The organism is Micromonospora rosaria, from assembly GCF_001567585.1.
Taxonomy (GTDB): domain Bacteria; phylum Actinomycetota; class Actinomycetes; order Mycobacteriales; family Micromonosporaceae; genus Micromonospora; species Micromonospora rosaria.
Genome location: NZ_LRQV01000093.1, coordinates 1 through 22,569, shown reverse-complemented (window position 1 = coordinate 22,569; position 22,569 = coordinate 1). Strand labels below are relative to the sequence as shown.

Annotated in this window: 19 protein-coding genes and 2 tRNA genes; 10 read left to right on the top strand and 11 right to left on the bottom strand. The window is 75.0% G+C overall.

What is annotated here, in order from left to right:
* Positions 1-2 precede the first annotated feature (2 nt).
* The 5 genes from AWW66_RS21885 to AWW66_RS21865 form a co-directional block, all read right to left on the bottom strand.
* Positions 3-1,493, bottom strand: coding sequence for a phosphatase PAP2 family protein (locus AWW66_RS21885; protein WP_067369639.1), 1,491 nt, complete (start codon positions 1,491-1,493; stop codon positions 3-5).
* Between the two features lie 78 nt (positions 1,494-1,571).
* On the bottom strand, positions 1,572-2,573 hold the full coding sequence (locus tag AWW66_RS21880; protein ID WP_067369636.1) for a YihY/virulence factor BrkB family protein: 1,002 nt from the start codon (positions 2,571-2,573) through the stop codon (positions 1,572-1,574).
* The gene (locus AWW66_RS21875; RefSeq protein ID WP_067369662.1) at positions 2,566-3,570 is read right to left on the bottom strand and encodes a diacylglycerol/lipid kinase family protein; all 1,005 of its coding nucleotides are present in this window, start codon (positions 3,568-3,570) and stop codon (positions 2,566-2,568) included. Before AWW66_RS21875 ends, AWW66_RS21880 begins: the two co-directional genes overlap by 8 nt.
* Positions 3,571-3,663: 93 nt before the next feature.
* A complete protein-coding gene (locus AWW66_RS21870; RefSeq protein WP_067369633.1) occupies positions 3,664-4,260 on the bottom strand; it encodes a Clp protease N-terminal domain-containing protein in 597 nt (198 codons plus the stop codon).
* A complete protein-coding gene (locus tag AWW66_RS21865) occupies positions 4,260-4,496 on the bottom strand; it encodes an HTH domain-containing protein (RefSeq protein ID WP_067369630.1) in 237 nt (78 codons plus the stop codon). The genes AWW66_RS21870 and AWW66_RS21865 overlap by 1 nt, the downstream gene beginning before the upstream one ends.
* Positions 4,497-4,729: 233 nt before the next feature.
* Here AWW66_RS21865 and AWW66_RS21860 point away from each other — a divergent pair, with 233 nt between their 5' ends.
* The 5 genes from AWW66_RS21860 to AWW66_RS21840 all read left to right on the top strand — a co-directional run bounded on the left by AWW66_RS21860 (position 4,730) and on the right by AWW66_RS21840 (position 12,319).
* Positions 4,730-6,745, top strand: a complete 2,016-nt coding sequence (locus tag AWW66_RS21860; protein WP_067369627.1) for an endo-1,4-beta-xylanase — start codon at positions 4,730-4,732, stop codon at positions 6,743-6,745.
* A 102-nt stretch (positions 6,746-6,847) separates the two neighbouring features.
* Positions 6,848-7,636, top strand: a complete 789-nt coding sequence (locus tag AWW66_RS21855; protein WP_067369625.1) for a PP2C family protein-serine/threonine phosphatase — start codon at positions 6,848-6,850, stop codon at positions 7,634-7,636.
* Between the two features lie 209 nt (positions 7,637-7,845).
* Positions 7,846-8,817: a universal stress protein gene (locus AWW66_RS21850; protein WP_067369622.1), complete on the top strand. Its 972-nt coding sequence runs from the start codon at positions 7,846-7,848 to the stop codon at positions 8,815-8,817.
* Positions 8,818-8,991: 174 nt separating this feature from the next.
* On the top strand, positions 8,992-11,385 hold the full coding sequence (locus AWW66_RS21845; protein WP_067369619.1) for a phosphoketolase family protein: 2,394 nt from the start codon (positions 8,992-8,994) through the stop codon (positions 11,383-11,385).
* Positions 11,386-11,437: 52 nt separating this feature from the next.
* The gene (locus tag AWW66_RS21840; RefSeq protein ID WP_067369616.1) at positions 11,438-12,319 is read left to right on the top strand and encodes a universal stress protein; all 882 of its coding nucleotides are present in this window, start codon (positions 11,438-11,440) and stop codon (positions 12,317-12,319) included.
* A 117-nt stretch (positions 12,320-12,436) separates the two neighbouring features.
* Here the strand turns inward: AWW66_RS21840 and AWW66_RS21835 are convergent, their stop codons facing one another.
* The gene (locus AWW66_RS21835; protein ID WP_067369613.1) at positions 12,437-14,767 is read right to left on the bottom strand and encodes a heavy metal translocating P-type ATPase; all 2,331 of its coding nucleotides are present in this window, start codon (positions 14,765-14,767) and stop codon (positions 12,437-12,439) included.
* A 222-nt stretch (positions 14,768-14,989) separates the two neighbouring features.
* Here AWW66_RS21835 and AWW66_RS21830 point away from each other — a divergent pair, with 222 nt between their 5' ends.
* Together AWW66_RS21830 and AWW66_RS21825 are read left to right on the top strand one after the other, a co-directional pair.
* Positions 14,990-16,000 carry an Acg family FMN-binding oxidoreductase gene (locus AWW66_RS21830; RefSeq protein WP_067369610.1) on the top strand — a complete coding sequence of 337 codons (1,011 nt, stop codon included), beginning with the start codon at positions 14,990-14,992 and terminating at the stop codon, positions 15,998-16,000.
* 152 nt (positions 16,001-16,152) lie between these two features.
* Positions 16,153-17,826 carry a sensor histidine kinase gene (locus tag AWW66_RS21825; protein WP_067369659.1) on the top strand — a complete coding sequence of 558 codons (1,674 nt, stop codon included), beginning with the start codon at positions 16,153-16,155 and terminating at the stop codon, positions 17,824-17,826.
* A gap of 16 nt (positions 17,827-17,842) precedes the next feature.
* Here the strand turns inward: AWW66_RS21825 and AWW66_RS21820 are convergent, their stop codons facing one another.
* Positions 17,843-18,481, bottom strand: a complete 639-nt coding sequence (locus AWW66_RS21820; protein ID WP_067369606.1) for a response regulator — start codon at positions 18,479-18,481, stop codon at positions 17,843-17,845.
* Between the two features lie 304 nt (positions 18,482-18,785).
* Between AWW66_RS21820 and AWW66_RS21815 the strand changes: the two genes are divergently transcribed.
* Positions 18,786-19,760 carry an Acg family FMN-binding oxidoreductase gene (locus AWW66_RS21815; protein WP_067369603.1) on the top strand — a complete coding sequence of 325 codons (975 nt, stop codon included), beginning with the start codon at positions 18,786-18,788 and terminating at the stop codon, positions 19,758-19,760.
* A 176-nt stretch (positions 19,761-19,936) separates the two neighbouring features.
* Here the strand turns inward: AWW66_RS21815 and AWW66_RS21810 are convergent.
* Together AWW66_RS21810 and AWW66_RS21805 are read right to left on the bottom strand one after the other, a co-directional pair.
* A tRNA-Val gene (locus tag AWW66_RS21810) sits at positions 19,937-20,011 on the bottom strand.
* Between the two features lie 67 nt (positions 20,012-20,078).
* A tRNA-Gly gene (locus tag AWW66_RS21805) sits at positions 20,079-20,151 on the bottom strand.
* Positions 20,152-20,310: 159 nt separating this feature from the next.
* On the opposite strand from AWW66_RS21805, the gene AWW66_RS21800 reads away from it, so the two are divergent.
* Complete coding sequence (locus AWW66_RS21800; RefSeq protein WP_067369600.1) at positions 20,311-20,553, top strand: DUF6458 family protein; 243 nt, start codon at positions 20,311-20,313, stop codon at positions 20,551-20,553.
* A gap of 40 nt (positions 20,554-20,593) precedes the next feature.
* On the opposite strand, the gene AWW66_RS21795 is transcribed toward AWW66_RS21800, so the two are convergent.
* Positions 20,594-21,412, bottom strand: coding sequence for an isocitrate lyase/PEP mutase family protein (locus tag AWW66_RS21795; protein ID WP_067369598.1), 819 nt, complete (start codon positions 21,410-21,412; stop codon positions 20,594-20,596).
* Positions 21,413-21,494: 82 nt separating this feature from the next.
* Here AWW66_RS21795 and smpB point away from each other — a divergent pair, with 82 nt between their 5' ends.
* Positions 21,495-22,073 carry an SsrA-binding protein SmpB gene (gene smpB, locus AWW66_RS21790; RefSeq protein WP_169807151.1) on the top strand — a complete coding sequence of 193 codons (579 nt, stop codon included), beginning with the start codon at positions 21,495-21,497 and terminating at the stop codon, positions 22,071-22,073.
* A gap of 100 nt (positions 22,074-22,173) precedes the next feature.
* On the opposite strand, the gene AWW66_RS21785 is transcribed toward smpB, so the two are convergent.
* On the bottom strand, positions 22,174-22,569 hold a 396-nt coding region (locus tag AWW66_RS21785; protein WP_157527701.1), incomplete at its 5' end, for a putative sulfate exporter family transporter.

The window sequence follows — 22,569 nt, the reverse complement described above, 5'->3', positions numbered from 1 at the left end:
GGTCAGGCCGGGCGGCCGGCCTTGGCCAGCTCGTCGTCGAGGGTGTCCACCTCCTCGGACTCGATGGCCGGTTGGTTGCCCCCGTGCACGTCGGCGTTGGGCCGGATCACCCAGTAGAGCAGGCCCACCCAGCAGGCGGTGAGCAGGATGGCGCCCATGAAGTCGGTCGGGTGGTGCATGCCCCGGTACATCCGGGAGACCGCCACGCCGACCGGCATGACCACCGCGAGGGCCACGAAGACCCACCGCCACCAGCGGTCGGTACGCGGGAAGACGACCACGGCGATCGCCAGCCAGAGGCACATGGTGGCGGCGATGTGGCCGGACGGGAAGGAGGAGGTCGGCATCGGCCCGTCCAGGTTCTCGATCGGCGGGCGCGGGCGGTCCACCGCGGCGGCCGAGGCGAGGAAGAGGCTCAACTCGCCGAACATGGTCAGCGCGACGAAGAGCACCGGCCGCCAGCGCCGCCAGACCGCCAGCACCAGGGGGCAGAAGACCAGCGAGATCAGCAGGATGGCGTGGGTGTCGCCGACCTTGCTCCACCAGTAGCTGACGTCGTCGCCGGTCGGAGTGCGCTGCGCGTCGAACCAGTCCGGCACGGCCGTGTCGAGGCGCTCGAAGAAGGTGCCCCCGGCGTGGTAGCTGACGTACATGCCGAAGCCGTAGAGCAGGCCGAAGATCAGCACCCAGCCGACGAGCAGCTCGGCGATGCCGGCGCGGGCGTGCGGCAGCAGCTTCTCCTCGTCCGGGGCCGGCGTCACGTCGCGCGCGGCCTCCGGCTCCAGCCCCTCGGTGAACGACGCCGGTGGCCGGCCGCGCTCCAGGCGCCACAGCCGGAAGGCGTACGCGGTCACCCCGAGCCAGGCCGCGCCGAGCAGCCACGCGCCGAGCACGTCGGAGAGGAAGTGCACGCCGAGGGCGACCCGGGTGAACCCGATGAGGAAGACCACCAGCCCGGTCAGGGCGATCGCCGGCTTGCGCCAGCGCGGGGCCATGGCGGGCAGGAAGACCAGCAGGACCGCGCCGTACGCGACCGTCGAGCCGAGCGCGTGGCCGCTGGGGAAGCTCTGCCCGGCGTACGTGCCGATCGGCACGTCCACCTCGGGGCGGAGCCGGTCGACCAGGGCCTTCAACGACGGGTCGAGGACCAGCGCGCCGAGCCCGGTGACGATCACGTACATCGCCAGCCGGCCCTGCTTACGGATCAGCAGACCCACCACGGCGACGCTGACCAGCCAGACGATCACCGGCCGGCCGCCCAGGTCGGTGATCGCGGTGAGCACGGTGACCAGCGGGCCGATCGGCGCGATCAGCTCGTTGAGTCGGGCGGCGATGCCGTGGTCGACGTCGTACAGCGGGGTCCACTCCACCCGGACGAGCACCAGCAGCAGCCCGAACCCGACCCCCGCGCCGAGGATCAGCGCCAGCCCGGCGAGGCTGCGCTCGGTGAAGTGGCCCAACGGTCTGCGCAGCAGCTCTCTGACCCCGGTCACGGCAGCCTCCCTCTCGCTCTGGCGTGCCGCATGTACCCTCTGGCCCGATCCGGTACACCCCACCCGAATCCCGGGGGGTCACAGAGCGGTCATCTCGCCCGTGTCGTCGAGGGGCGAGCGGTCGGTCTCCGGTGCCCAGAGGTCGGGCCGGGCCGGATCCTCGACCCCGATCCGCAGCGCTTCGAGCTGGGCGGCGAAGGCCAGCCCGCCGAAGAGCGCCATGCCGGTGAGGTTGGCCCAGAGCAGCAGCGCCATCATCCCGGTCAGCGCCCCGTACGTCTGGCCGAAGCCGCTGCCGAACGCCACGTACGCGGCGAGCAGGAGACTGGTCAGCCACCAGAGCACGGTGGCGATCCCGGCGCCGAAGAAGAGCCAGGACAGGCCGGGTTGGCGGCGCCGGGGCGCGTACCGGAACAGCACCGCGACCGCGAGCACGGTCAGGCCGAGGCTGAGCGGCCAGCGCACCACGTCCCAGCCGGCGTCCGCCCCCACCCCCCAGTGGTAGTGCCGCTGCACCGAGTCGCCCATCGGCCCGCCGGCGACCAGGATCAGGAACCCGAAGAGCGCCGGCAGGCCGGCGGCGACGGCGAGCACCGCCGCCCGGACGTACTTCCACAGCGCGGGCCGGTCCCGCTCCACCCCGTAGATGCGGTTGGCGCCCCGTTCGATCTGGGCCATCGTGCTGGTCAGCGCCACCAGCCCGGTGACCAGGCCGAGGCCGAGGGCCAGTTCGCCGACCCGTTCGGTGCGCTCCCCCTCCCCGAGCAGTTCCTTGACCATCGTCTCGCTCGCGCCGGGGGTCAGCGCCAGCACCGTGTCGGCGACGACCTCGCCGCCCTCCTCCACCCCGAGCTCGCTGATCAGCCCGGTCAGCGCGATGAGGAACGGGACCACGGCCAGGCAGAGCTGGAGGGCGAAGGCGCGGGCGTGGCTGAACCCGTCGCCGTACCGGAACCGGACGAAGGCGTCCCGCAGCAGCGCCCAGCCGCCGTACCGCCGCAGCGCGTGCCAGGCGTCGTCGGCGGAGAGTTCGGCGTCGGCCATCAGCCGGGTCTCCGGCACCAGCCGGGTGCTACTCACGGTGGGCCTCCTCGATCAGCTCCTCCCCCCGCTCACTCGCTCCCTCGGCGTCCACGCTCAGGTCGGGCGACTCCTGCGGCTGCGGTACGCAGAGCCAGAGCGCCTGGGGACGCACCTCGGCGCGCAGCGTGCGGCCGGGGTCGATCAGGTCCCCGTCGAGTTCCCGGGGCTGCGCCCGGGTGCTGGTGATCTCGATGCGCCGGCCCCGGTGCACCTCCATCCGGGGCACCCGGTCCCGGCGTCGGACGACGGCCCAGCCGAGCGCCAGCCAGTGCCGCAGGGTGCGCGGGGTCAGCACGGCCACGTCGAGGTACCCGTCGTCGGGCTCCGCCTCGGGCAGCAGCCGTACCCCGCCCTGGAGCCGGCCCACGTTGGCGACCAGCACCGAGCGGGCCCGGCGGCGCAGCGGAGGACGGTCGTCGATCCGGATGGTCACCCGCATCGGCCGGTCCCGCAGGTTGCGGGCGGCGCCCATCACGTACGCGGGCCACCCGATGCGGGCCTTGGTGGTCTCGGAGGTGTCGGCGAGCATCTGGGCGTCGAAGCCCATCCCGGCCATCACGGTGAAGTGCTGGTCGTCGACCGCGCCGACGTCGAGCCGGCGGCGACCGCGTTCGACGGCCACCTCCAGCGCGGCGGGCAGGTCGACGGAGAGGCCGAGGTTGGCGGCGAGCAGGTTGCCGGTGCCCTGGGGCAGTACGGCCAGCGCCACCTCGGTGCCGACCAGGCCGCTCACGCAGGACATCACCGTACCGTCGCCGCCGCAGGCGAAGAGCACCTCGGCCCCGGCCCGGACCGCCTGCTCGGTCTGGCCCCGACCGGGGTCGTCGGGGGTGGTCTCGAACCATCGCGGGGCCGGCCAGCCGGCGGTGGTCAGGGTGTCGTCGACGATCCGGCGGAACTCGTCGAGGTCGGCCACCTTCGCCGGGTTGACCACCACGGCCGAGTGCGGGCCACCGCCGGGATCTCCGGGCCGCCCGTCCTGTCCACCAGTCACGGCGTCAGTGTGCAGCACCCCGGTCGGTTCGGCGAGCCGACGGAATCCGGGGTGCAGATGCCCACAGAGAGGTTTGCGGGGCCGGGGTCGGGATCAGGCGGCGGCGCGCAGCGCGGTCTCCACCCGGCGGCGCAAATCGTCGAGGTCGACCCCGGCCTCGGTGAGCACCAGCGCGGCCAGTCCGTCGCCCTCGCGGAGCAGGCCGAGCAGGATGTGCTCGGTGCCGATGTGCCGGTGGCGCAGCCTGATCGCCTCCCGCAGCGACAGCTCCAGGGCCTTCTTCGACCTCGGGGCGAAGGTGCCCCCGCCGGACCGGGTCCGACGCGGGGTGGCCCGGCGGAACCAGCGCCCCCGTGGTGCTGGTGCCGCCGCGCGCAGCGCGTCCGGGCCGAAGGACTCCTCGATCCGGGCGACGATCGCGGCCAGGTCGATGCCGATCTCCCGCAGCGCGGCGGCGTCGGCCGGGCCGAGGTCGGGCCCGCCCGCCTCGGTGTGCCGGCGGATGCGCCCGCGCAGGTCGTCGGCGTCGAGGCCGGCGTCACCGAGCACCCGGGCGGCGAGGCTGCTCTCGTCGGCGAGCAGGGCCAGCAGCAGGTGCTGGGTGCCGACCGGCTGGTGGCCGTCGGCGCGGGCCTCGTCGAGCGCCCGGTGGACGACCTCGCGGGACCGGTGGGTGAACTGTTCGAACATCACGCCTCCCAGGACTGTCGGACCGCCGGTCGCCCGGCGTGCTTCTTGTGGACCGCCTGTCGGCTGACTTCGAGGGCGTCGGCGATCTCCTGCCAGGACCAGCCCTGCTGACGGGCGTTGTCGACCTGGATCACCTCGAGCCGTTCGAGCAGCCGGCGCAGCGCGCGGACCGCGCGCAGCCCGACCTTCGGGTCGGTGCTGCCGGCCGCCGCCGCGAGTTCCGTCGCCTGACTCATGTCGTCAACTTACGTTGACACCCCCGGATTGTCAACCCAGGATGACAGCCTGGCGTGACGGGCCACCGACCACCTATGATCGACACTTGTCGACGGCAGCCCTGGTGGGCGCCGTCCCGGGGCACGGACACGCGGCCGGCATGGGGGCACATGTCGGCGAACCGGCGTGCGGTCCTCGCCATCGCGAGCGACCCACGCGCACCCGTATCCCCCGCAGTGGAAGGACATCCCGCATGCGCGCTCTCAGGACGCGCCGTCACCTCACCCTGGGCGCGGCCCTGGTGGCCCTGGCCGCCCTCGTCACCGCCGTACCCGTCGCCACCTCCACCGCCCAGGCCGCCGCACCGGTGGTCGTGCTGACCAGCACCTTCGACGACGGCACCAGCCAGGGCTGGCGTCCCCGCGCCGACGAGACGGTGACCGCCAGCACCGCCGCCGCCCACACCGGCACCCACGGACTCGCGGTCACCGGCCGGACCCGCAGCTGGGAGGGGCCGGCCCGGGACCTGCTCGACATCGTGGAGCCCGGCGTGCGGTACTCGCTCTCCGTCCGGGTCCGGCTCGCCCCCGGCGAGTCCCCCGCCCAGGTCCGGCTCAGCGTCGAGCGGGGGGCCGGCGACGCGGTCGCCTACGACCAGGTGGTCGGCAACACCGACGTCACCGCCGGCGGTTGGGTCGAGCTGCGCGGCAGCTACACCCTCGCCCAGGACGCCGACCGGCTCTCCGCGTACGTGGAGACCGCCAGCGGCACCGCCGCCCTGCACATCGACGACTTCGTCCTGTCGTACCAGCCGACCAAGCCGGTGCAGACCGACATCCCGGCGCTGAAGGACGTGCTCGCCGACGACTTCCCGATCGGCGCCGCGATCGGCGCACCGGAGATCATCGGCAGCCACGCCGTCCTGCTGCGCCGCCACTTCGACTCGGTCACCCCCGGCAACGCCCTCAAGTGGGACGCCACCCAGCCCACCGAGGGCCAGTTCCGGTTCACCGACGCCGACACCCAGGTCGGTTTCGGCCGGGACAACGGCCTGGCGGTCCGCGGCCACACCCTGGTCTGGCACCAGCAGACCCCGGCCTGGGTCTTCACCGACGCCAGCGGGGCCCCGATGACCGCCACCCCGGCCAACAAGGCGCTGGTGCTGGAGCGCATCGAGGACCACATCCGCACCGTGATGGGCCGGTACAAGGACGACATCGGGGTGTGGGACGTCGCCAACGAGGTGATCGACGAGAACCAGGCCGACGGCATGCGCCGCAGCCGCTGGTTCGAGCTGACCGGCCTGGACTACCTGCGGACCGCGTTCCGGGTGGCCCGCGAGGTCGACCCGGACGCGAAGCTGTTCATCAACGACTACAACACCAACGTGCCGGCCAAGCGCGACAAGCTGTACGCCCTGGTCGCCCAGTTGCGGGCCGAGGGGGTGCCGATCGACGGGGTCGGCCACCAGATGCACGTCAACATCCAGTGGCCCTCGCTCGCCGAGACCGAGGCGATGCTGCAGAAGTTCGTCCCGCTCGGGGTGGAGCAGCAAATCACCGAGATGGACGTCAGCATCTACACCGACTCCTCGCAGTCGTTCCCGAGCCCGCCGGCCGACCGGATCCGCACCCAGGCCCTGCGCTACCGGGACTTCTTCGACCTGTACCGGCGCTACGCCGACGAGCTGACCTCGGTGACCGTGTGGGGGCTGGCCGACGACAACACCTGGCTGGACAGCTTCCCGGTGGCCCGCAAGGACGCCCCGCTGCTGTTCGACATCGAGTTGCAGGCCAAGCCGGCGTACTGGGGGATCGTCGACCCGACCCGGATCGACCCGACCGCCAGCCCGACGGTCAGCCCGACCGTCTCCCCCACCGTCAGCCCGACCGTCTCGCCGACGGTCAGCCCGACGGTGAGCCCGACGCCCACCCCGACCGGCGGGCAGACCGCCTGCCGGGCGGCGTACACGGTGACCAACCAGTGGCCGGGTGGCTTCCAGGGCACCGTCCGGGTCACCAACACCACCCCGCAGGCCCTGTCCGGGTGGACGCTGCGCTGGTCGTTCCCGAACGGGCAGCGGATCACCCAGTTGTGGAACGGCAGCCACCAGCAGACCGGCGCGGCCGTCGAGGTCCACAACACGAGCTGGAACGGCACCCTCGCCGCGGACGCCAGCGCCGAGGTCGGCTTCCTGGCCGAGTGGACCGGGGTCAACGGCAGCCCCGCCACGATCAGCCTCAACGGGATGTCCTGCACCCTGCGCTGACACTCGCACCTCCGCGGGGGACAGGTTGTTTGGAGGGGCCCCCTATACAACAGAAAGCGTTAACAGGGGGCCCTTCCTTTCACCGGGTGCTAGCGTCCGCTGATGCGTGCCGCCCCGTCCGTACCCGACGCGCCGACCGGGCGGTTCCGCCTCGGCCGGCTCGCCCTGGAGGTCGCCGGGGGGACCGTCGCCGGTCACCGGTACCCGGCAAACTTCGACGTGCTGCACCTGGACGCCGGGCTGCCGTTCGCGGCGGTCGCCGACGGGATGGGGGCCGGCGAGGGCAGCCGGGTCGCCGGTGCCACCGCGATGGCCACCCTGGTCGAGGCGGTCCGGGCCGCCGGCGGACCCGACCCCCGCCGGCTGCGCGCCGCCGTGGCAGAGGCCCAGTCCCGGGTACGCGACGCCGGTGCCCGACTGGCCGAGCTGACCGGGTGCACGCTGACCGCCCTGCTGGTCGAGCCGGACGGCGACCTGGCCTGGATCGTGCACCTCGGTGACTCCCGCGCCTACCGGTGGCGCGGCGGCCTGCTGGAGCAGCTCACCGTGGACCACACGATGGCCTGGGTCGGCGTGCTCAACGGCTGGTACCCCGCCGACTCGGTCGAGGCCGCGCGGGCGCGCTACCACCTCACCCGCTACGTCGGGCACCCCGACCGGCCCGAGGCGGACCTGCTCGCGGTCACCCCGCGCCCGGGTGACCGGTACCTGCTCTGCACCGACGGCGTGGCCGACCAGGTCGGCCACGACCGGCTGCGGACGGTGCTGGCCGACGCGGGCCCCGCCGAGGCGGTCCACGCCCTGCTGGCCGACTCCCTGGCCGCCGGTGGCCGGGACAACGCCACCGCCGTCGTCCTGCACGTCCAGCCGGCCCCGCCCGCTCCCGGCTGAGCGGCACCCGACGCGCGCCGGGCCACGGCCGGCCCCGCAGCGGCAACCGGTCCCCAGCGGGCCACAGCCGGCCCGCAGCGGCGACACCCGACCTGCGGCATCCCGGTCCGGCCGGTGCCGGCCGGGCGCCCCGGCGAACCGGCCCCGGCGGGCGGGTGGCGCGGCTACCCTCGGCAGGGAGGCAGCGACGCCCGGGAGGTGATGCCGGTATGGCCGCACCCGACGGGTCGGCGGCGGTGGCCGCCGTCGGGCCGGTGACGGCGCACCGGCCGGTGGTCGCCGGGGTGGGCCCGGCCACGGAGCACCTGCCGGTGGTCCGGGTGGCCGCCCGGGAGGCCGCCGCGCACGGGCGGTCACTGGCCCTGCTGCACGCGTTCAACTGGGCGGCGGCCCTGGCGGTGCCGGCCGCGCCCGGTCCCGGCGCATCCGGCCCCGGCGTGCCTGGTCCCGGCGCATCCGGCCCCGGCGCGCGCGGTCCCGGCACCTCAAATCCCGGCGCGCCCGGTTCCGGCGCGTTGAGCCCGCGGGCGGAGGCGGAACGGCTGATCGCCCGCGCGGCCGTCGTCGCCGACGAGGTCGAGCCGGCGTTGCCGGTCAGTGGCGAGATCGTCGAGGGGGCCGCCGTGGCGGCACTGGTCCGCCGGTCCGCGTCGGCGTTCCTGGTCGCCGTCGGCGACGGCGGCATGGCCGACGGCGGCTCGTGCGTACCGGCCGACAGCCCTGCCGTGCAGGTGGCCGCCCGCGCCGACTGCCCGGTGCTGGTGGTCCGCCGCGAGCCGCCGCCGAAGGGGCCGGTGCTGGTCGGCGTGGACGGGTCGCCGAGTTCCCGGACCGCCCTCGCCTTCGCGTTCGACTGCGCGGCCCGCCGGTCCGCCCGGCTCCTGGTGGTTCGGGTGGTCGAGCCGGACCGCCCCGCCGACGACGACGCCGACAGCCTCGCCGGGATCGTGGCGCGCTGCGCCGAGCGGTACCCGGCGCTCGGGGCGGAGTGCCACACGCTCCACGGCGACCCCGGCACCGTCCTGCTCGAACAGTCCCGCTCGGCACAGTTGGCCGTGGTCGCGGCCCGGGGCGACGAGCCGTGGCGGGGGATGCTCGGCGCGGTGGCCCAGACCCTGCTCTACCACTCGCCGGCCCCGCTGACCGTGGTCCGCGGGCTGACCCCGGTGGCCGTGCCCTGACCGGCAGCGCCGGGCCGTGACAGCTTCGGGCCGGTACGCCCGGGGGGCCGGGACCAACGCCCCTGCCCGCACCGCTGTCCCCCGGGCACCCTGAGGTGGCCGGGACGAATTTCCGGTTCCGGATGCACCGGTTCCGGATGCGCCCGTCCCCCACCCGCGAGAGGCTGACGCAGTATGGACACCGCGCTGCACCTGGAAGGCCCGCTGACCACCGACGAGCTCCGCCGGTTGGACGCCTACTGGCGGGCGGCGAACTACCTCACCGTCGGGCAGATCTACCTGCTCGACAACCCGCTGCTGCGCGAACCGTTGCGACCCGAGCACGTGAAGCCCCGGCTGCTCGGGCACTGGGGCACCAGCCCCGGCCTGAACCTGCTCTACACCCACCTGAACCGGGTCATCGTGCGGCGTGACCTGAACGCCATCTTCGTCGCCGGCCCCGGGCACGGCGGGCCGGCGCTGGTGGCGAACACCTGGCTGGAGGGCACCTACAGCGAGCTGTACCACTCGATCGGCCGGGACGAGGCCGGCATGGCCCGGCTGTTCCGGCAGTTCTCCTTCCCCGGTGGCATCCCCAGCCACGTGGCCCCGGAGGTGCCGGGCTCCATCCACGAGGGCGGCGAGCTGGGGTACGCGCTCAGCCACGCCTACGGCGCCGCCTTCGACAACCCGGACCTGCTGGTGGCCTGCGTGATCGGCGACGGCGAGGCGGAGACCGGGCCGCTGGCCGGCAGTTGGCTGTCCACCGTCTTCCTGAACCCGGCCCGGGACGGGGCGGTGCTGCCCATCCTGCACCTCAACGGGTACAAGATCGCCAACCCGACGGTGCTGGACCGGATCGGCCCGGACGACCTGCACGAGCTGCTGCGCGGCTACGGCCACCAGCCGTACGTGGTCGAGGGGGACGACCCGACGACGGTGCACCAGCGCCTCGCCGCGACCCTGGACCGGGCGGTCGAGGAGATCGCGGCCATCCAGCGGCGGGCCCGCTCCGGCGGCGGCGTCGAACGTCCCCGCTGGCCGATGATCGTCCTGCGGACCCCGAAGGGCTGGACCGGCCCGAAGCAGGTCGACGGCAAGCAGGTCGAGGGGACGTACCGGGCGCACCAGGTGCCCGTCGCGCAGGTCCGGGACAATCCCGCGCACCTGGCGGAGCTGGAACGCTGGCTGCGCAGCTACCGACCGGAGGAGCTGTTCGACGCCACCGGCGCCCCGGTCGCCGAGCTGACCGCGCTGCCGCCGACCGGGAACCGCCGGATGAGCGCCAACCCGGTCGCCAACGGCGGCAGTCTGCTGCGCGACCTGACCCTGCCCGACTTCCGCGAGTACGCCGTGCAGGTGCCCCGCCCCGGTACGCCGGCGGCCGGCGCGACCGGGGTGCTCGGCCCCTGGGTCCGCGACGTGATCAGCGCCAACCCGCAGACCTTCCGCCTGTTCGGCCCGGACGAGGTCGCCTCGAACCGGCTCGGCGCGGCCTTCGAGGTCACCGACCGGGCGTTCGTCGGCGCGACCACCGCCGACGACGACCACCTCGGCCCCGACGGCCGGGTGATGGAGGTGCTCTCCGAGCACCTGTGCCAGGGCTGGCTGGAGGGGTACCTGCTGACCGGCCGGCACGGCGTCTTCACCAGCTACGAGGCGTTCATCCACATCGTCGACTCGATGGTCAACCAGCACGCCAAGTGGCTCAAGGTGACCCGGGGCATCCCGTGGCGGCAGCCGGTGGCCTCGCTGAACTACCTGCTCTCCAGCCACGTCTGGCAGCAGGACCACAACGGCTTCTCGCACCAGGACCCGGGCTTCATCGACCACGTGGTCAACAAGAAGGCCGAGGTGGTGCGGGTCTACCTGCCGCCGGACGGCAACACCCTGCTCTCCACCATGGACCACTGCCTGCGCAGCCGCAACTACATCAACGTGGTGGTGGCCGGCAAGCAGCCGGCGCCGAACTGGCTGACCATGGACGAGGCGGTCCAGCACTGCCGGCGCGGGCTGGGCATCTGGGAGTGGGCCAGCAGCGACGCCGGCAGCGAGCCGGACGTGGTGCTCGCCTGCGCCGGGGACGTCCCGACCCTGGAGACGCTCGCCGCCGCCGACCTGCTCCGCCAACACCTACCCGACCTGCGGGTACGGGTGGTCAACGTGGTCGACCTGATGCGGCTGCAACCGTCGTCGGAGCATCCGCACGGGCTGCCGGACAGCGAGTTCGACACCATCTTCACCCGCGACAAGCCGATCATCTTCGCGTACCACGGGTACCCGTGGCTGATCCACCGGCTGACCTACCGCCGCACCAACCACGGCAACCTGCACGTGCGCGGGTACAAGGAGGAGGGCACCACCACCACGCCCTTCGACATGGTGATGCTCAACGACCTGGACCGGTTCCACCTGGTCGTCGACGTCATCGACCGGGTACCCGGGCTGGGCTCCCGCGCCGCGCACCTGCGCCAGCAGATGGTCGACACCCGTGCCGCCTGCCGCGACCACACCCGCCGGTACGGCGAGGACGACCTCCGGGTGGCGCAGTGGCGCTGGCTGCGCGAAACCGACCCGACGAACCGGTGACCGGGCGGGCCCGCCCGGGTACTCCAGTTCCCCCGAACGGAAGGAGGACCCGATGACCGACGAGGAGATCCTGGTCGGCTACGACGGCTCCGCCGACGCCGAGGTCGCCCTGGCCTGGGCCCTGGCCGAGGCGACACACAGCGGCCGGCCGGTCCGCCTGGCGTACGTCTTCGAGTGGTTGACCGTGGCCGGCTGGCTCGGGCCCGGCGTGGCGCCCGGGGTGTGGCCGGACGAGACCGCCCGGCGGGAGGTCGAGGAGCTGGTCCGGCGGGCCGCCGGGGAGGCCGCCGCCCGGCACCCCGGGCTGACCGTGCACGGCGAGGTCCTCGACGGCCCGCCCGCGCTGGTGCTCCAGGAACGCTCGGCGGAGGCCGGGCTGCTGGTGCTGGGCAGCCGGGGGCACGGCGGGTTCACCGGCCTGCTGGTCGGCTCGACCGCCGTCTCGGTCAGCGCCCACGCCCACTGCCCGGTGGTGGTCGTCCGCACCGCACCCGACGCCACCCCGGCCGGCGCGGACGCGGAGGCCGGGCCGGTGGTCGTCGGGGTGGACGGCTCGGAGTGCGCCCTGCTGGCGCTCGGCTGGGCCGTGGAACGGGCCGCCCAGCGCCGGGTGCCGCTGCGGGTGGTCCGGGCCTGGTCCCCGACCCAGTACCGGTCGCAGGGCTTCGACCCGGAGGAGGCGGCGGCCACCGAGCGCGCCAGCCTGGACGAGGACCTGGCCCCGTGGCGGGAGACCTTCCCGCAGGTGTCGGTCGAGGTCGAGGTGACCACCGGCAGCGCCGGCTCACTGCTGCTGGCGGCGGCCCGGGGCGCGCAGCTCGTGGTGGTCGGCACCCGGGGGCGCGGCGGGCTGCGGGGCATGCTGCTCGGCTCGGTCAGCCAGCAACTGATCCAGCACGCCCCCTGCCCGGTCGCCGTCGTCCGCGAACGCTAGGGGTGGAAGGAAGGGCCCCTTGTTAACGCATTCTGTTGTACAGGGGTCCCTTCCTAACACCCGGCGCGGGCGGGCGGGGTGGGCAGCGGCGGGCGGGCGGCGGCGCGGCGCGGGGGGTCAGGTGGCGGTGGGGTTGAGGGAGAAGAACTCCTCCTCTTCCTGGGTCAGGTGCAGCCGCAGGACGGCGTCCAGCCCGTACAGGCTGGCGAGCAGGTCGGGGATCTGGTCCGGGCGCAGCCGGGCGTCGCCGGCCTGGGCGAGGTGACCGCCGATCCGGTCGACCAGCCGCCGGATCTCCAGGTGCGCCCGGCTCATCGTCGCCGTCGCCTCGGTACTGCCCAGCGGCTGCGCCAACGCCGGGTAGAGCTGCCGTTCCTCGTCGGCCTCGTGCGGCAGCACCTGCTCGGTCAGCCGCCGGTACGCCTCCCGCACCGCCGGCAGGCACTCCGGCGCGTCCGGCCGGGTCGCCACCAGGTCGGCCGCGTCGCGGACCCGGGTCACCGCGGCGCGCACCGCGCGGTGCTGGCCGGCGTACCGGTCGAGCAGGTCCCGGGTACCGGCCGGCACGTCCCGCCGCCGCAGCCCGCCGCCGAGCGCGCGCAGCGCGTTGAGGATCACCACCACGTCGATGCCCTCCTGGAGGAACGCCCCGGCCACCGGGGGTAGCCGCCCGGCGGCGGCGACCAGCATCGCCACCACCGCCAGCCCCATCCCGACGGTGGCGCTCTGCACCGCGACCCGCCGGGCGTACCGGGCGATCTCCACCGCGTCGGCCAGCCGGTCCAGCCGGTCCACGGTGAGCACCGCGTCGGCGACGTCCGCCGAGGCGGTCGCCCCGGTGGCCCCCATCGCCACCCCGACGTGCGCCTCGGCCAGCGCCGGGGCGTCGTTCACGCCGTCGCCGACCATCACGGTGATCGCGCGCCCCGCCTCCGCCCGGACCCGCGCCACCTTGCCGGCGGGCGAGCACTGGGCCAGGGACTCGTCCACCCCGACCGCCTGGGCCACCTGCTCGGCGATCCGGGGCCGGTCGCCGGTGAGCATCACCAGCCGGGTCAGGCCGGCCTGGCGCAGCCGCCGCACGGTCCGCCGGGCGTCCGGGCGTACCGGATCCTCCAGCAGCACCGCCCCCACCGGCCCGCTGTCGTCGCTGACCCAGACGGTGGAGCGGCCGACCACCTCGGCCCGGTCGCGGGCCCGCGCCGCCCAGTCCGGCAGCTCCCCGGCGACCTGGCCGACCCGGATCCGCCGGCCGTCGACCCGGCCGCTGACCCCGCGCCCCGGCTCCTCGGTCACCTCGGTCGGCGCGGTCAACGCCAGGCCCCGCTCCCGCGCCTGGGCGACCAGCGCGGCGGCGAGCACGTGCGGGGAGAGCTGTTCGACCGAGGCGGCCAGCCGCAGCACCTCGTCCCGGTCGCCGCCCGGCGGCACCACCGTCTCGGCCGCCCGGGGCCGGCCGGCGGTCAACGTCCCGGTCTTGTCCATCAGCAGGGTACGGGCCCGGCCGAGCAGTTCCAGCGAGCCGCCGTCGCGCACCAGGACGCCCCGGCGGGCCACCCGGGACAGGCCGGAGACGATGGCGATCGGGGTGGCCAGCAGCAGCGGGCAGGGCGTCGCCACCACCAGTACCGCCACCGCCCGCACCACGTCCCCGGAGAGCAGCCAGCCCAGGCCGGCCAGGACCAGGGTGAACGGGACGAACGCGGCGGCGTACCGGTCGGCCAGCCGGACCATCGGCGCCTTGTGCGCGGTCGCCTCCTCGGCGAGCCGGACGATCCCGGCGTACGTGCTCTGCGCCGCGCTCCGGGTCGCCCGCAGCCCGAACCCGGCCCCGGTGTTGACCACCCCGCTGCCCACCTGCTGTCCGGCCGCCCGGGACACCACCTGCGACTCCCCGGTGACCACCGACTCGTCCAGGGTGGCCGCCTCCTCGACGGTCCCGTCCACCGGCACCACGTCACCCGGGCCGACCAGCAGCCGGTCCCCCACCGCGATCCGGTCCAGGGGCACCACCTCGATCCCGCCGTCGGCGGTGCGCCGCCGCGCGGTCCGGGGCGCCCGCTCCAGCAGCGCCCGCAGGTCCCGGGTGGCCCGCCGCTGCGCGTACCCCTCCAGGGTCCGCCCGGTGGCCACCATCAGGGCGATCACCGCGCCGGCCAGGTACTCCCCGACGGCGAGCGAGCCGGCCAGCGCCAGCACCGCGATGACGTCCACCCCGAACCGGCGCCGCCACAGTTGCCGCAGCACCGACCAGCCGGCCGGTACCAGCGCCACCAGCGTGACCGCGGCCCAGACCAGCCCGGCCGCGTCCCGCCGGCCGGTGAGCCACAGCACCGCCCCGGCCAGCACGGCCACGGTCGACGCGGCCAGCGGAGCCCATTCCCGCCAGCGCGCCCCGCGCCGCCGCACCGGCCGCTGCGGTACGCACTCGTCCGGTTCCGCCCCCACCTGCGGATCGTCTCAGCGGCCCGGCCGGGTCCGGGCCACATCCGCCAAACGCCGCCCCCGCCCACCCCGGGTGGGCCCGGACCCGGTGGGGTCGAAGGGCCCGGGTCGGGCGGTCCTGCGACCCGGGCGGGAGGGCCGGTGGATCGCCGAGGATGGTGGGGCAAGCCCGCCCACGGCAGCACCGGGCTGGGGCACGATGGCAGAAACGGAAAGGTCGTGACGATGAGCCAGCAGCCGCCGACGACGGACCGCCCGCTGACCACCGCCCTCGCGGAGGCCGCCGCGATGGCCGGGCACGCCCCGTCGGTGCACAACACCCAGCCGTGGCGGTGGCGGGTCCTGCCCGACGCCCTGGAGCTGCGTACCGCGCCGGACCGGGGGCTGGCCGCCACCGACCCGGAGGGCCGGCTGCTGGTGCTCAGTTGCGGCGCCGCCCTGCACCACGCCCGGGTGGCGCTGGCCGCCGAGGGCTGGGCGGCGACGGTCGAGCGGCGGCCCGACCCGGCCGACGACGGCCTGCTGGCCCGGCTGACCGGGTTGCGCCACGAGGGGGTGGACCCGGCGGCGATGCGGACCGTGCAGTGCATCCAGGTCCGGCGCACCGACCGCCGGCCGGTCAGCGACGAGCCGGTGCCCGGCGACGTTCTGGAGGAGATCGTCCGGGCCGCGTCCGCCGAGGGCGCCCGGTTGCAGTTGCTGAGCCGGGACCAGGTGCTGGAACTCGCGGCCACCGCCGCGCACGCCGGCACCGTCGAGGCCGAGGACCCGCAGCTCCGCGCGGAGCTGGAGTACTGGACCAGCCGCTCCGGCACCGGCACCGGGCTGCCCCCCGAGGTGCTGCCCGAGCAGGCCCCGCAGACCACCGTGCCGGCCCGCGACTTCGGCCGCCCCGGCACCCTGCCGGTGGGGCCGGGGCACGACCGGGCCGCCCGGTACGGGCTGCTCTACGGCGACGAGGACGAGCCGGTGGACTGGCTGCGGGCCGGCGAGGCGCTCTCCGCCGCCTGGCTGACCGCCACCCGGCACGGGGTGTCGGTGGTGCCGCTCTCCGGCGCGGTGGAGGTGCCCGGCACCCGGCAGACGCTGCGTCAGCTCCTGGCCGGGCTGGGGTACCCGTACCTGGTCCTGCGGTTGGGGCTGGCCGACCCGGCGCACGCCGGCCCGCCGCACACGCCGCGACTCGCCGTGGCGCAGACCGTGGACACCTCGGCGGTCCGCGATCACCTCCGCTGACCTGGGCCGACGGGTCGACGGGCCCGACGCGGGGCGGCCGATGCCACCGGCCGGGTCGTAGCCGCCTCGTGTCGTACGGTGACGGGGGGTAGCATCCCCCGGTGGCCTCCAGCGCACCGAGTTCCCGCGATCCCGTGACCCCCTCGCTCGGCCTGAGTCCGTTGTCCCGGGTACGCCTGGACGAACTGCTCCAGGAGATGCTCGACCGGGTCGGCGACGTGGTCGCCAGCCGGGAGCGGCTGCGGGCCCTGCTCGACGCGGTGGTCGGCATCAGCACCGACCTGGACCTGCGCAGCACGCTGCAACGGATCGTGCAGTCGGCCTGCGAGCTGGTCGGGGCCCGTTACGGCGCGCTCGGGGTGATCGGCGCCGACCGCCTCCTGCACGACTTCATCATCTACGGCATCGACGACGAGCTGCACGCCGGCATCGGTGACCTGCCGCACGGCCGGGGCGTGCTCGGGCTGCTCATCGACGACCCGCGCCCGCTGCGGATGCCGGACATCACCCAGCACCCGCGCTCGTACGGCTTCCCGGCCAACCACCCGCCGATGCACAGCTTCCTCGGCGTCCCGGTCCGCATCCGCGACCAGGTCTTCGGTAACCTGTACCTGGCCGAGAAGCAGGGCGCCGCCGAGTTCACCGAGGACGACGAGGAGATCGTGGTGGCGCTGGCCGCCGCGGCCGGCGTGGCGATCGAGAACGCCCGGCTGTACGCCCTGGCGCACCGCCGGGAACGCTGGCTGGCCGCCACCGCCGAGATCACCTCGGTCCTGCTCGGCGAGGTCCGGCGCACCGACGCGCTGACCCTGGTCGCCCGGCGGGCACGGGAGGTCGCCGAGGCGGAGCTGGCGGTGGTGCTCCTCTACGACGAGGACGCCGGGCAGTTCACCGTGGAGGTGGTGGACGCCGCCGACGAGCAGGCCCACGGGCTGGTCGGCGCGGTGCTGCCGGCCACCGAGACCACCTTCGCCGCCTCGGTCACCGAGCGTCGCCACGAGTTGCTGGAGAACCTGGCCGAGGCGGCGCCCTGGCCGGTGCCGGTCACCGCCGGCCCGGCGGTGCTCTCCCCGCTGGCCGCCGCCGACACCCTGCACGGCGTCCTGGTCGTCGTCTACGCGCCGGAGCGGGGCGGGGTCTCCGACGACGACGTGGCGCTGCTGGGCAGCTTCGCCGGGCAGGCCGCGCTGGCCATGGAACGGGCCCGGGGCCAGGAGGAGCGGGAACTGCTGGTGGTGCTGGAGGACCGCGAGCGGATCGCCCGGGACCTGCACGACGTGGTGATCCAGCGGCTCTTCGCCACCGGGCTGCAACTCCAGAGCGCCGCGCCGATGAGCACCCGGCCCGAGGTCGCCAAGCGGATCAACGCCGCCGTGGACGACCTGGACGCCACCATCAGGGACATCCGCCGGACCATCTTCGAGCTGCGGACCCCGGTGAGCGCCGCGCTGCGCACCGAGATCCGGGAGGCCGTCGCCGAGGCCGGCGCGTCCCTGCCGAACCGCCCGTCCCTGGAGCTCACCGGCCCGATCGACAGCGCCGTCCCCGACGAGGTTCGCCCCGACCTGACGGCGGTGCTGCGCGAGGCCCTCTCCAACGCGGTACGCCACGCGCAGGCCGACCGGCTGGCGGTGACGGTGGCGGTGGACGCCACCTGGCTGACCGTCACCGTGACCGACGACGGGATCGGCATGCCGCCGACCGCCGCCCGCAGTGGCCTGGTGAACCTCCGCGAGCGGGCGGAACGTCACGGCGGCGACCTCAGCATCGCCCCGGTCACCCCGCACGGCACCAGCCTCCGCTGGACCATCCCCCTCCCCGCCTGACCACGAGGGGGTGGGGTCAGGGGCGGTGGCGGAGGAGGCGGGTGGCGAGGACGGCGGCCTGGGTGCGGCGCTCCAGGCCGAGCTTGGCCAGGACGCTGGAGACGTAGTTCTTCACGGTCTTCTCGGCCAGGAACATCTTCCCGGCGATCTCCCGGTTGGTCAGCCCCTCGGCCACGTACTCCAGGATCCGGCGCTCCTGCTCGGTGAGGGACTTCAGTTCGCGGGGCTGCTCGACGCCGCTGCGGATGCGCTCCAGCACCCGGTTGGTGATCGCCGGGTCCAGCAGCGACTGCCCGGCCGCGACCCGGCGCACCGCGTCGACCAGGTCGGTACCCCGGATCTGCTTGAGCACGTACCCGGCCGCGCCCGCCATGATGGCGGCGAACAACGCCTCGTCGTCCTCGTACGAGGTGAGGATCAGCCCCTTGATCGACGAGTCGACGGCGCGCACGTCCCGGCACACGTCGATGCCGTTGCCGTCGGGCAGCCGGGCGTCGAGGATCGCCACGTCCGGCCGCAGCGCCGGGATCCGGCGGGCCGCCTCCTGGGCGGAACCGGACTCGCCGACCACCTCGATGTCGCCGCTGCTGGTGAGCAGGTCGGCCAGGCCACGACGGACGACCTCGTGGTCGTCGAGCAGGAACACCCGGATCATCCCTCGTTTCTACCCGGCCGGAGCCCGGCCGTACACGGGTCTTAGGTCCCGAACACCGGCCCCGGCCGCCCCAACCCGCCGGTCCCCGACCGCCGACCGCCAGCCCGCCGACCGCCAGCCCGCCACCGGGCACCGCCCAGGCCACCGCGCGCCGGCTCCGGGCCGGGGAACGCCGGTCAGGGGCCGGGGCGGTCGGGCCCGGCGGAACAGGTCGTCCGGCCCTGCCCGGGGCGGGGCCGGCCGGGGCACCGTGGGAGGTGGACCACGGGGAGCGGGCCCGACCTGCCGTGAAAGGAGCATCACCATGGACACCGGCTTCACCGTCGAGCAGCTTCGGGCCGCCGCCCGGGACGCGGTCCGGGCACCGTCGATGCACAACACGCAGCCGTGGCGGTTCCGGCTGCACGACGGCGGGATCGAACTGTCGGTCGACCCCCGCCGCCGGCTCCCGGCCACCGACCCGTCCGGCTGGGGCGCCCGGCTCGGCTGCGGGGCGGCGCTGTTCAACCTGCGGCTGTCGCTGGCCGTGGCGGGCACCCCCGCCCGGGTCCGGATCCGCCCGTACCCCCATGATCCGGACGTGGTGGCCCGGCTGGTGCCGGACCTGCCGCGCCGACCGACCCCGGCCGAACTGAGCCTGCACGCGGCCGTGCCGCGCCGGTTCAGCAACCGGGCCCCGTTCTGGCCCGATCCGGTACCCGCCGAGGCGCGCTGGCTGCTCGGCGAGGCGGCCCGGACCGAGCAGTGCTGGCTCGAACTCGTGATCGGGGTGAGCGCCGTCAACGCGTTCGCCGAGATCGCCCACAGCGCCCACCGGGTGCTGGGCCGCGACCCGGCGTACCGCAGCGAACTGGCCGCGTGGGCGCGCACCGGGCCGGCCCCGGACGGGGTGCCGGCCGCCGCCGGTGGTCCGGTCGCCGAGCCGCAGGACCTGCTGCCGACGCGCGGCTTCGGCACCCGTGAGCGGGCCCCCGGCCGCGACTTCGAGCCGGAGCCGCTGGTCGCCGTCCTCGGCTCGGCCGGCAACACCGCCGCCGACCAGGTCGCCGCCGGCCAGGCCCTGCAACGGGTCCTGCTCACCGCCACCGACGCCGGGCTGGCCGCGTCGCTGCTCTCGCAGCCGATCGAGGTACCGGGGGCACGGGAGGCGTTGCGGCTGTCGCTGGGCCGGTTCGGCACGCCGCAGATGGTCCTGCGGATCGGGTACGGGCAGCCGGGCTGGCCGACCCCGCGCCGCGACGTCAACGAGGTGCTCGACCTGCCGGTCGGCCAGGCCTGATCCGACCCCCGGTCGGAGCCTGGCCGACCGGGAGCACCCGGCCAGCCGGCAGGGGGCCGGGTGCCGGGGGCACCGGACGGCAGGCACGGGACAGCGGGCGCGGCACCGTGGCGCTGGCGGGGAGAACGGGCGTGACCCGCCGGGCGGGGTCAGTCCGGTCGGGAGGGGCGAGGAGATGGTGGGCGATACTGGGTTTGAACCAGTGACCTCTTCCGTGTCAAGGAAGCGCGCTCCCACTGCGCCAATCGCCCGGGGGCACCGGCCCGGCGGCTGCCGTCGGGCGCGGCGAGCCAGCCCGGATCGACGGGGCCGGCCACGAGCGGACGACGGGATTCGAACCCGCGACCCTCACCTTGGCAAGGTGATGCGCTACCAGCTGCGCTACGTCCGCGTGCCGCCGATCGGTTCCGGCGACGGGTCGAACTCTACCCGACGACAAGATCAGTCGGGCGACGGACCCCCGGCCGACCCGAGCCGCCCGTGATTGCCCTGCTCACCACCGGGGTACTGAACCCTCGACAGCACATCACACCCCCCGAAGGAGGCTGTCGTGGGTATCGGTACGAGCATCTTCCTGATCGCGGTCGGCGCGATCTTCACCTTCGCGATGGACGCCACGGTCGGCGGTGTCGACCTCGACGTGGTCGGCTGGATCCTGATGGCCGCCGGCGCCCTCGGCCTGGTCATGACGGCCCTGGTCTGGGGCCGCCGCCGGGAGGTCGTCACCACCACCGCCGAGCCGGTCGAGTACCACCGGGTCGAGGAGCGCCGGGACGTCGTCCCGCCCCGCTGACCCGTACCGCCGCCGGGCCCCGCGCCGGCCCGGCGGCCGATCACCGTCGCATCAGACCGTTCAACGTGGCGTAGTCGTAGGCGTCGCCGAACACGCCGTACGTGCCCGCGCCGTGCACCTCCTCGGCCGCCCGCCGCACCGTGGCGTACGCGGCCTCGGCGGCCAGCGCGCCGACGCTCACCCGGGCCACACCGAGTCGGGCCAGCTCCGGCACCGGCGGTGCGCTCGGTCCAGCGAGGATGTTCAGCGGCGCCTCGACTCCGGCCACCAGCGCGCCGATCGTCGCCGGGTCGACCACCCCCGGGACGAAGATGCCCTCCGCGCCCGCCGCCAGGTACTCCCGGGCCCGCGCCACCGTCTCGTCGACCCCGCCGGCCCCGCGCAGGAACGTGTCGACCCGGGCATTGACGTACAGCGGCACACCGGCGGCGTCGGCGGCGCTGCGGGCGGCGGCGAGTCGCTCGCACTGGTCGTCCACGGCCCGGACCGAGCCGCTGCCGTCGTGCCGGGTGTCCTCCAGGTTCACCCCCACCGCGCCCGCCGCGACCACCCCGGCGACGGTCCGCCCCACCTCGGCCGGGGTGGCACCGAAGCCGGCCTCGATGTCGGCGGTCACCGGCACGTCCACGGCGGCGACGATCCGGGCGACCAGGTCGACGGCGAGGTCACGGCCGAGCCGGTCCCCGTCGGGCGCGCCGAGACTCCAGGCCACCCCGGCGCTGGTGGTGGCGATCGCCGGGGCGCCGGTGGCGGCCACGATCCGGGCGCTCGCCACGTCCCAGGCGTTCACCAGGACCAACGGGACGCCGGGGACGTGCAGGGAACGGAACAGCTCTGCGCGGGCACGGTTGTCGGTCACCCGGACAGTCTGCGCCAGCGGCGACCGACGTGCTGTCCCGTGCGGGGGCGGTTCCGTTCACGGTGTCCCCGGCGGGGCGGTCGTGGCGGGCGGGCGGCAAGCCGCGCCGGGGCGTATCCTGCGAGGCGTACCGTCGGCACGCCCGGCCCCGCCGGAGCCGCCCGGACCGGAGGAGGTCGTCGCGCCCAGGGAGACCGGCCGCCAGCTCGTCGCCTCGAACCGCCGGGCGCGGCACGACTACGACATCCTGAAGACCTACGAGGCGGGCCTGGTGCTGGCCGGCACCGAGGTCAAGTCGCTGCGCGCGGGTCGGGTGTCGCTGGTCGACGCCTTCGCGCAGGAGTTCGACGGCGAGCTGATGCTGCACGGCCTGCACATCGCCGAGTACGGCTTCGGCACCTGGACCAACCACCAGCCCCGCCGGACCCGCAAGCTGCTGCTGCGCCGGGTGGAGATCGACCGCATCCTGACCCGGCTCGGGGAGGGCGGGCTGACCCTGGTCCCGTTGTCGCTGTACTTCTCCGCCGGCTGGGCCAAAGTCGAGCTGGCCCTGGCCAAGGGCCGCCGCTCCTACGACAAGCGGCAGGCCCTGGCCGAACGGGACGCGAACCGGGAGATCGCCCGGGAGCTGGGCCGCCACCTCAAGGGTCGCCGCCGCTGACCGCTCCCGGGCGCCCCCGCCCAGGTCGGCACCGTCCGGGTCCGGACCGTCCGATCTGGGACCGTCCGATCTGGGACCGTTTGGCTCCGGGCCGTCCGGGTCAGACGGTGAAGGTGCGGAACAGAATCGCCGCCAGGGCCAGCGCCAGGACGATGTTGGCGACGGTCGCGCTGGCGAAGACGACGATCGGCCGCCACCCGGCCTCGCGCAGCGCGGTGAGGCGGAACTCCAGCCCGATGGAGACGAACGCGAGGATCAGGAACCAGGTCCGGTAGTTCGCCGCGACGGCCTGGGCGGCGCTGTTGTCGGCGGCGGAGACCGAATTGGCGTAGATCGTGCCGATGATCGAGGCGACCACGAAACCCAGCACGAACTTCGGGAACCGCCGCCACAACTCGACCGCCGCCGGCCGGCGGGCCCCCGCCTCGGCGGCACTGGCCCCCGCCTCGGCGACGCCGGCCGCCGCCGCAGAGCCACCGGCACCCGGGCCGGGCGC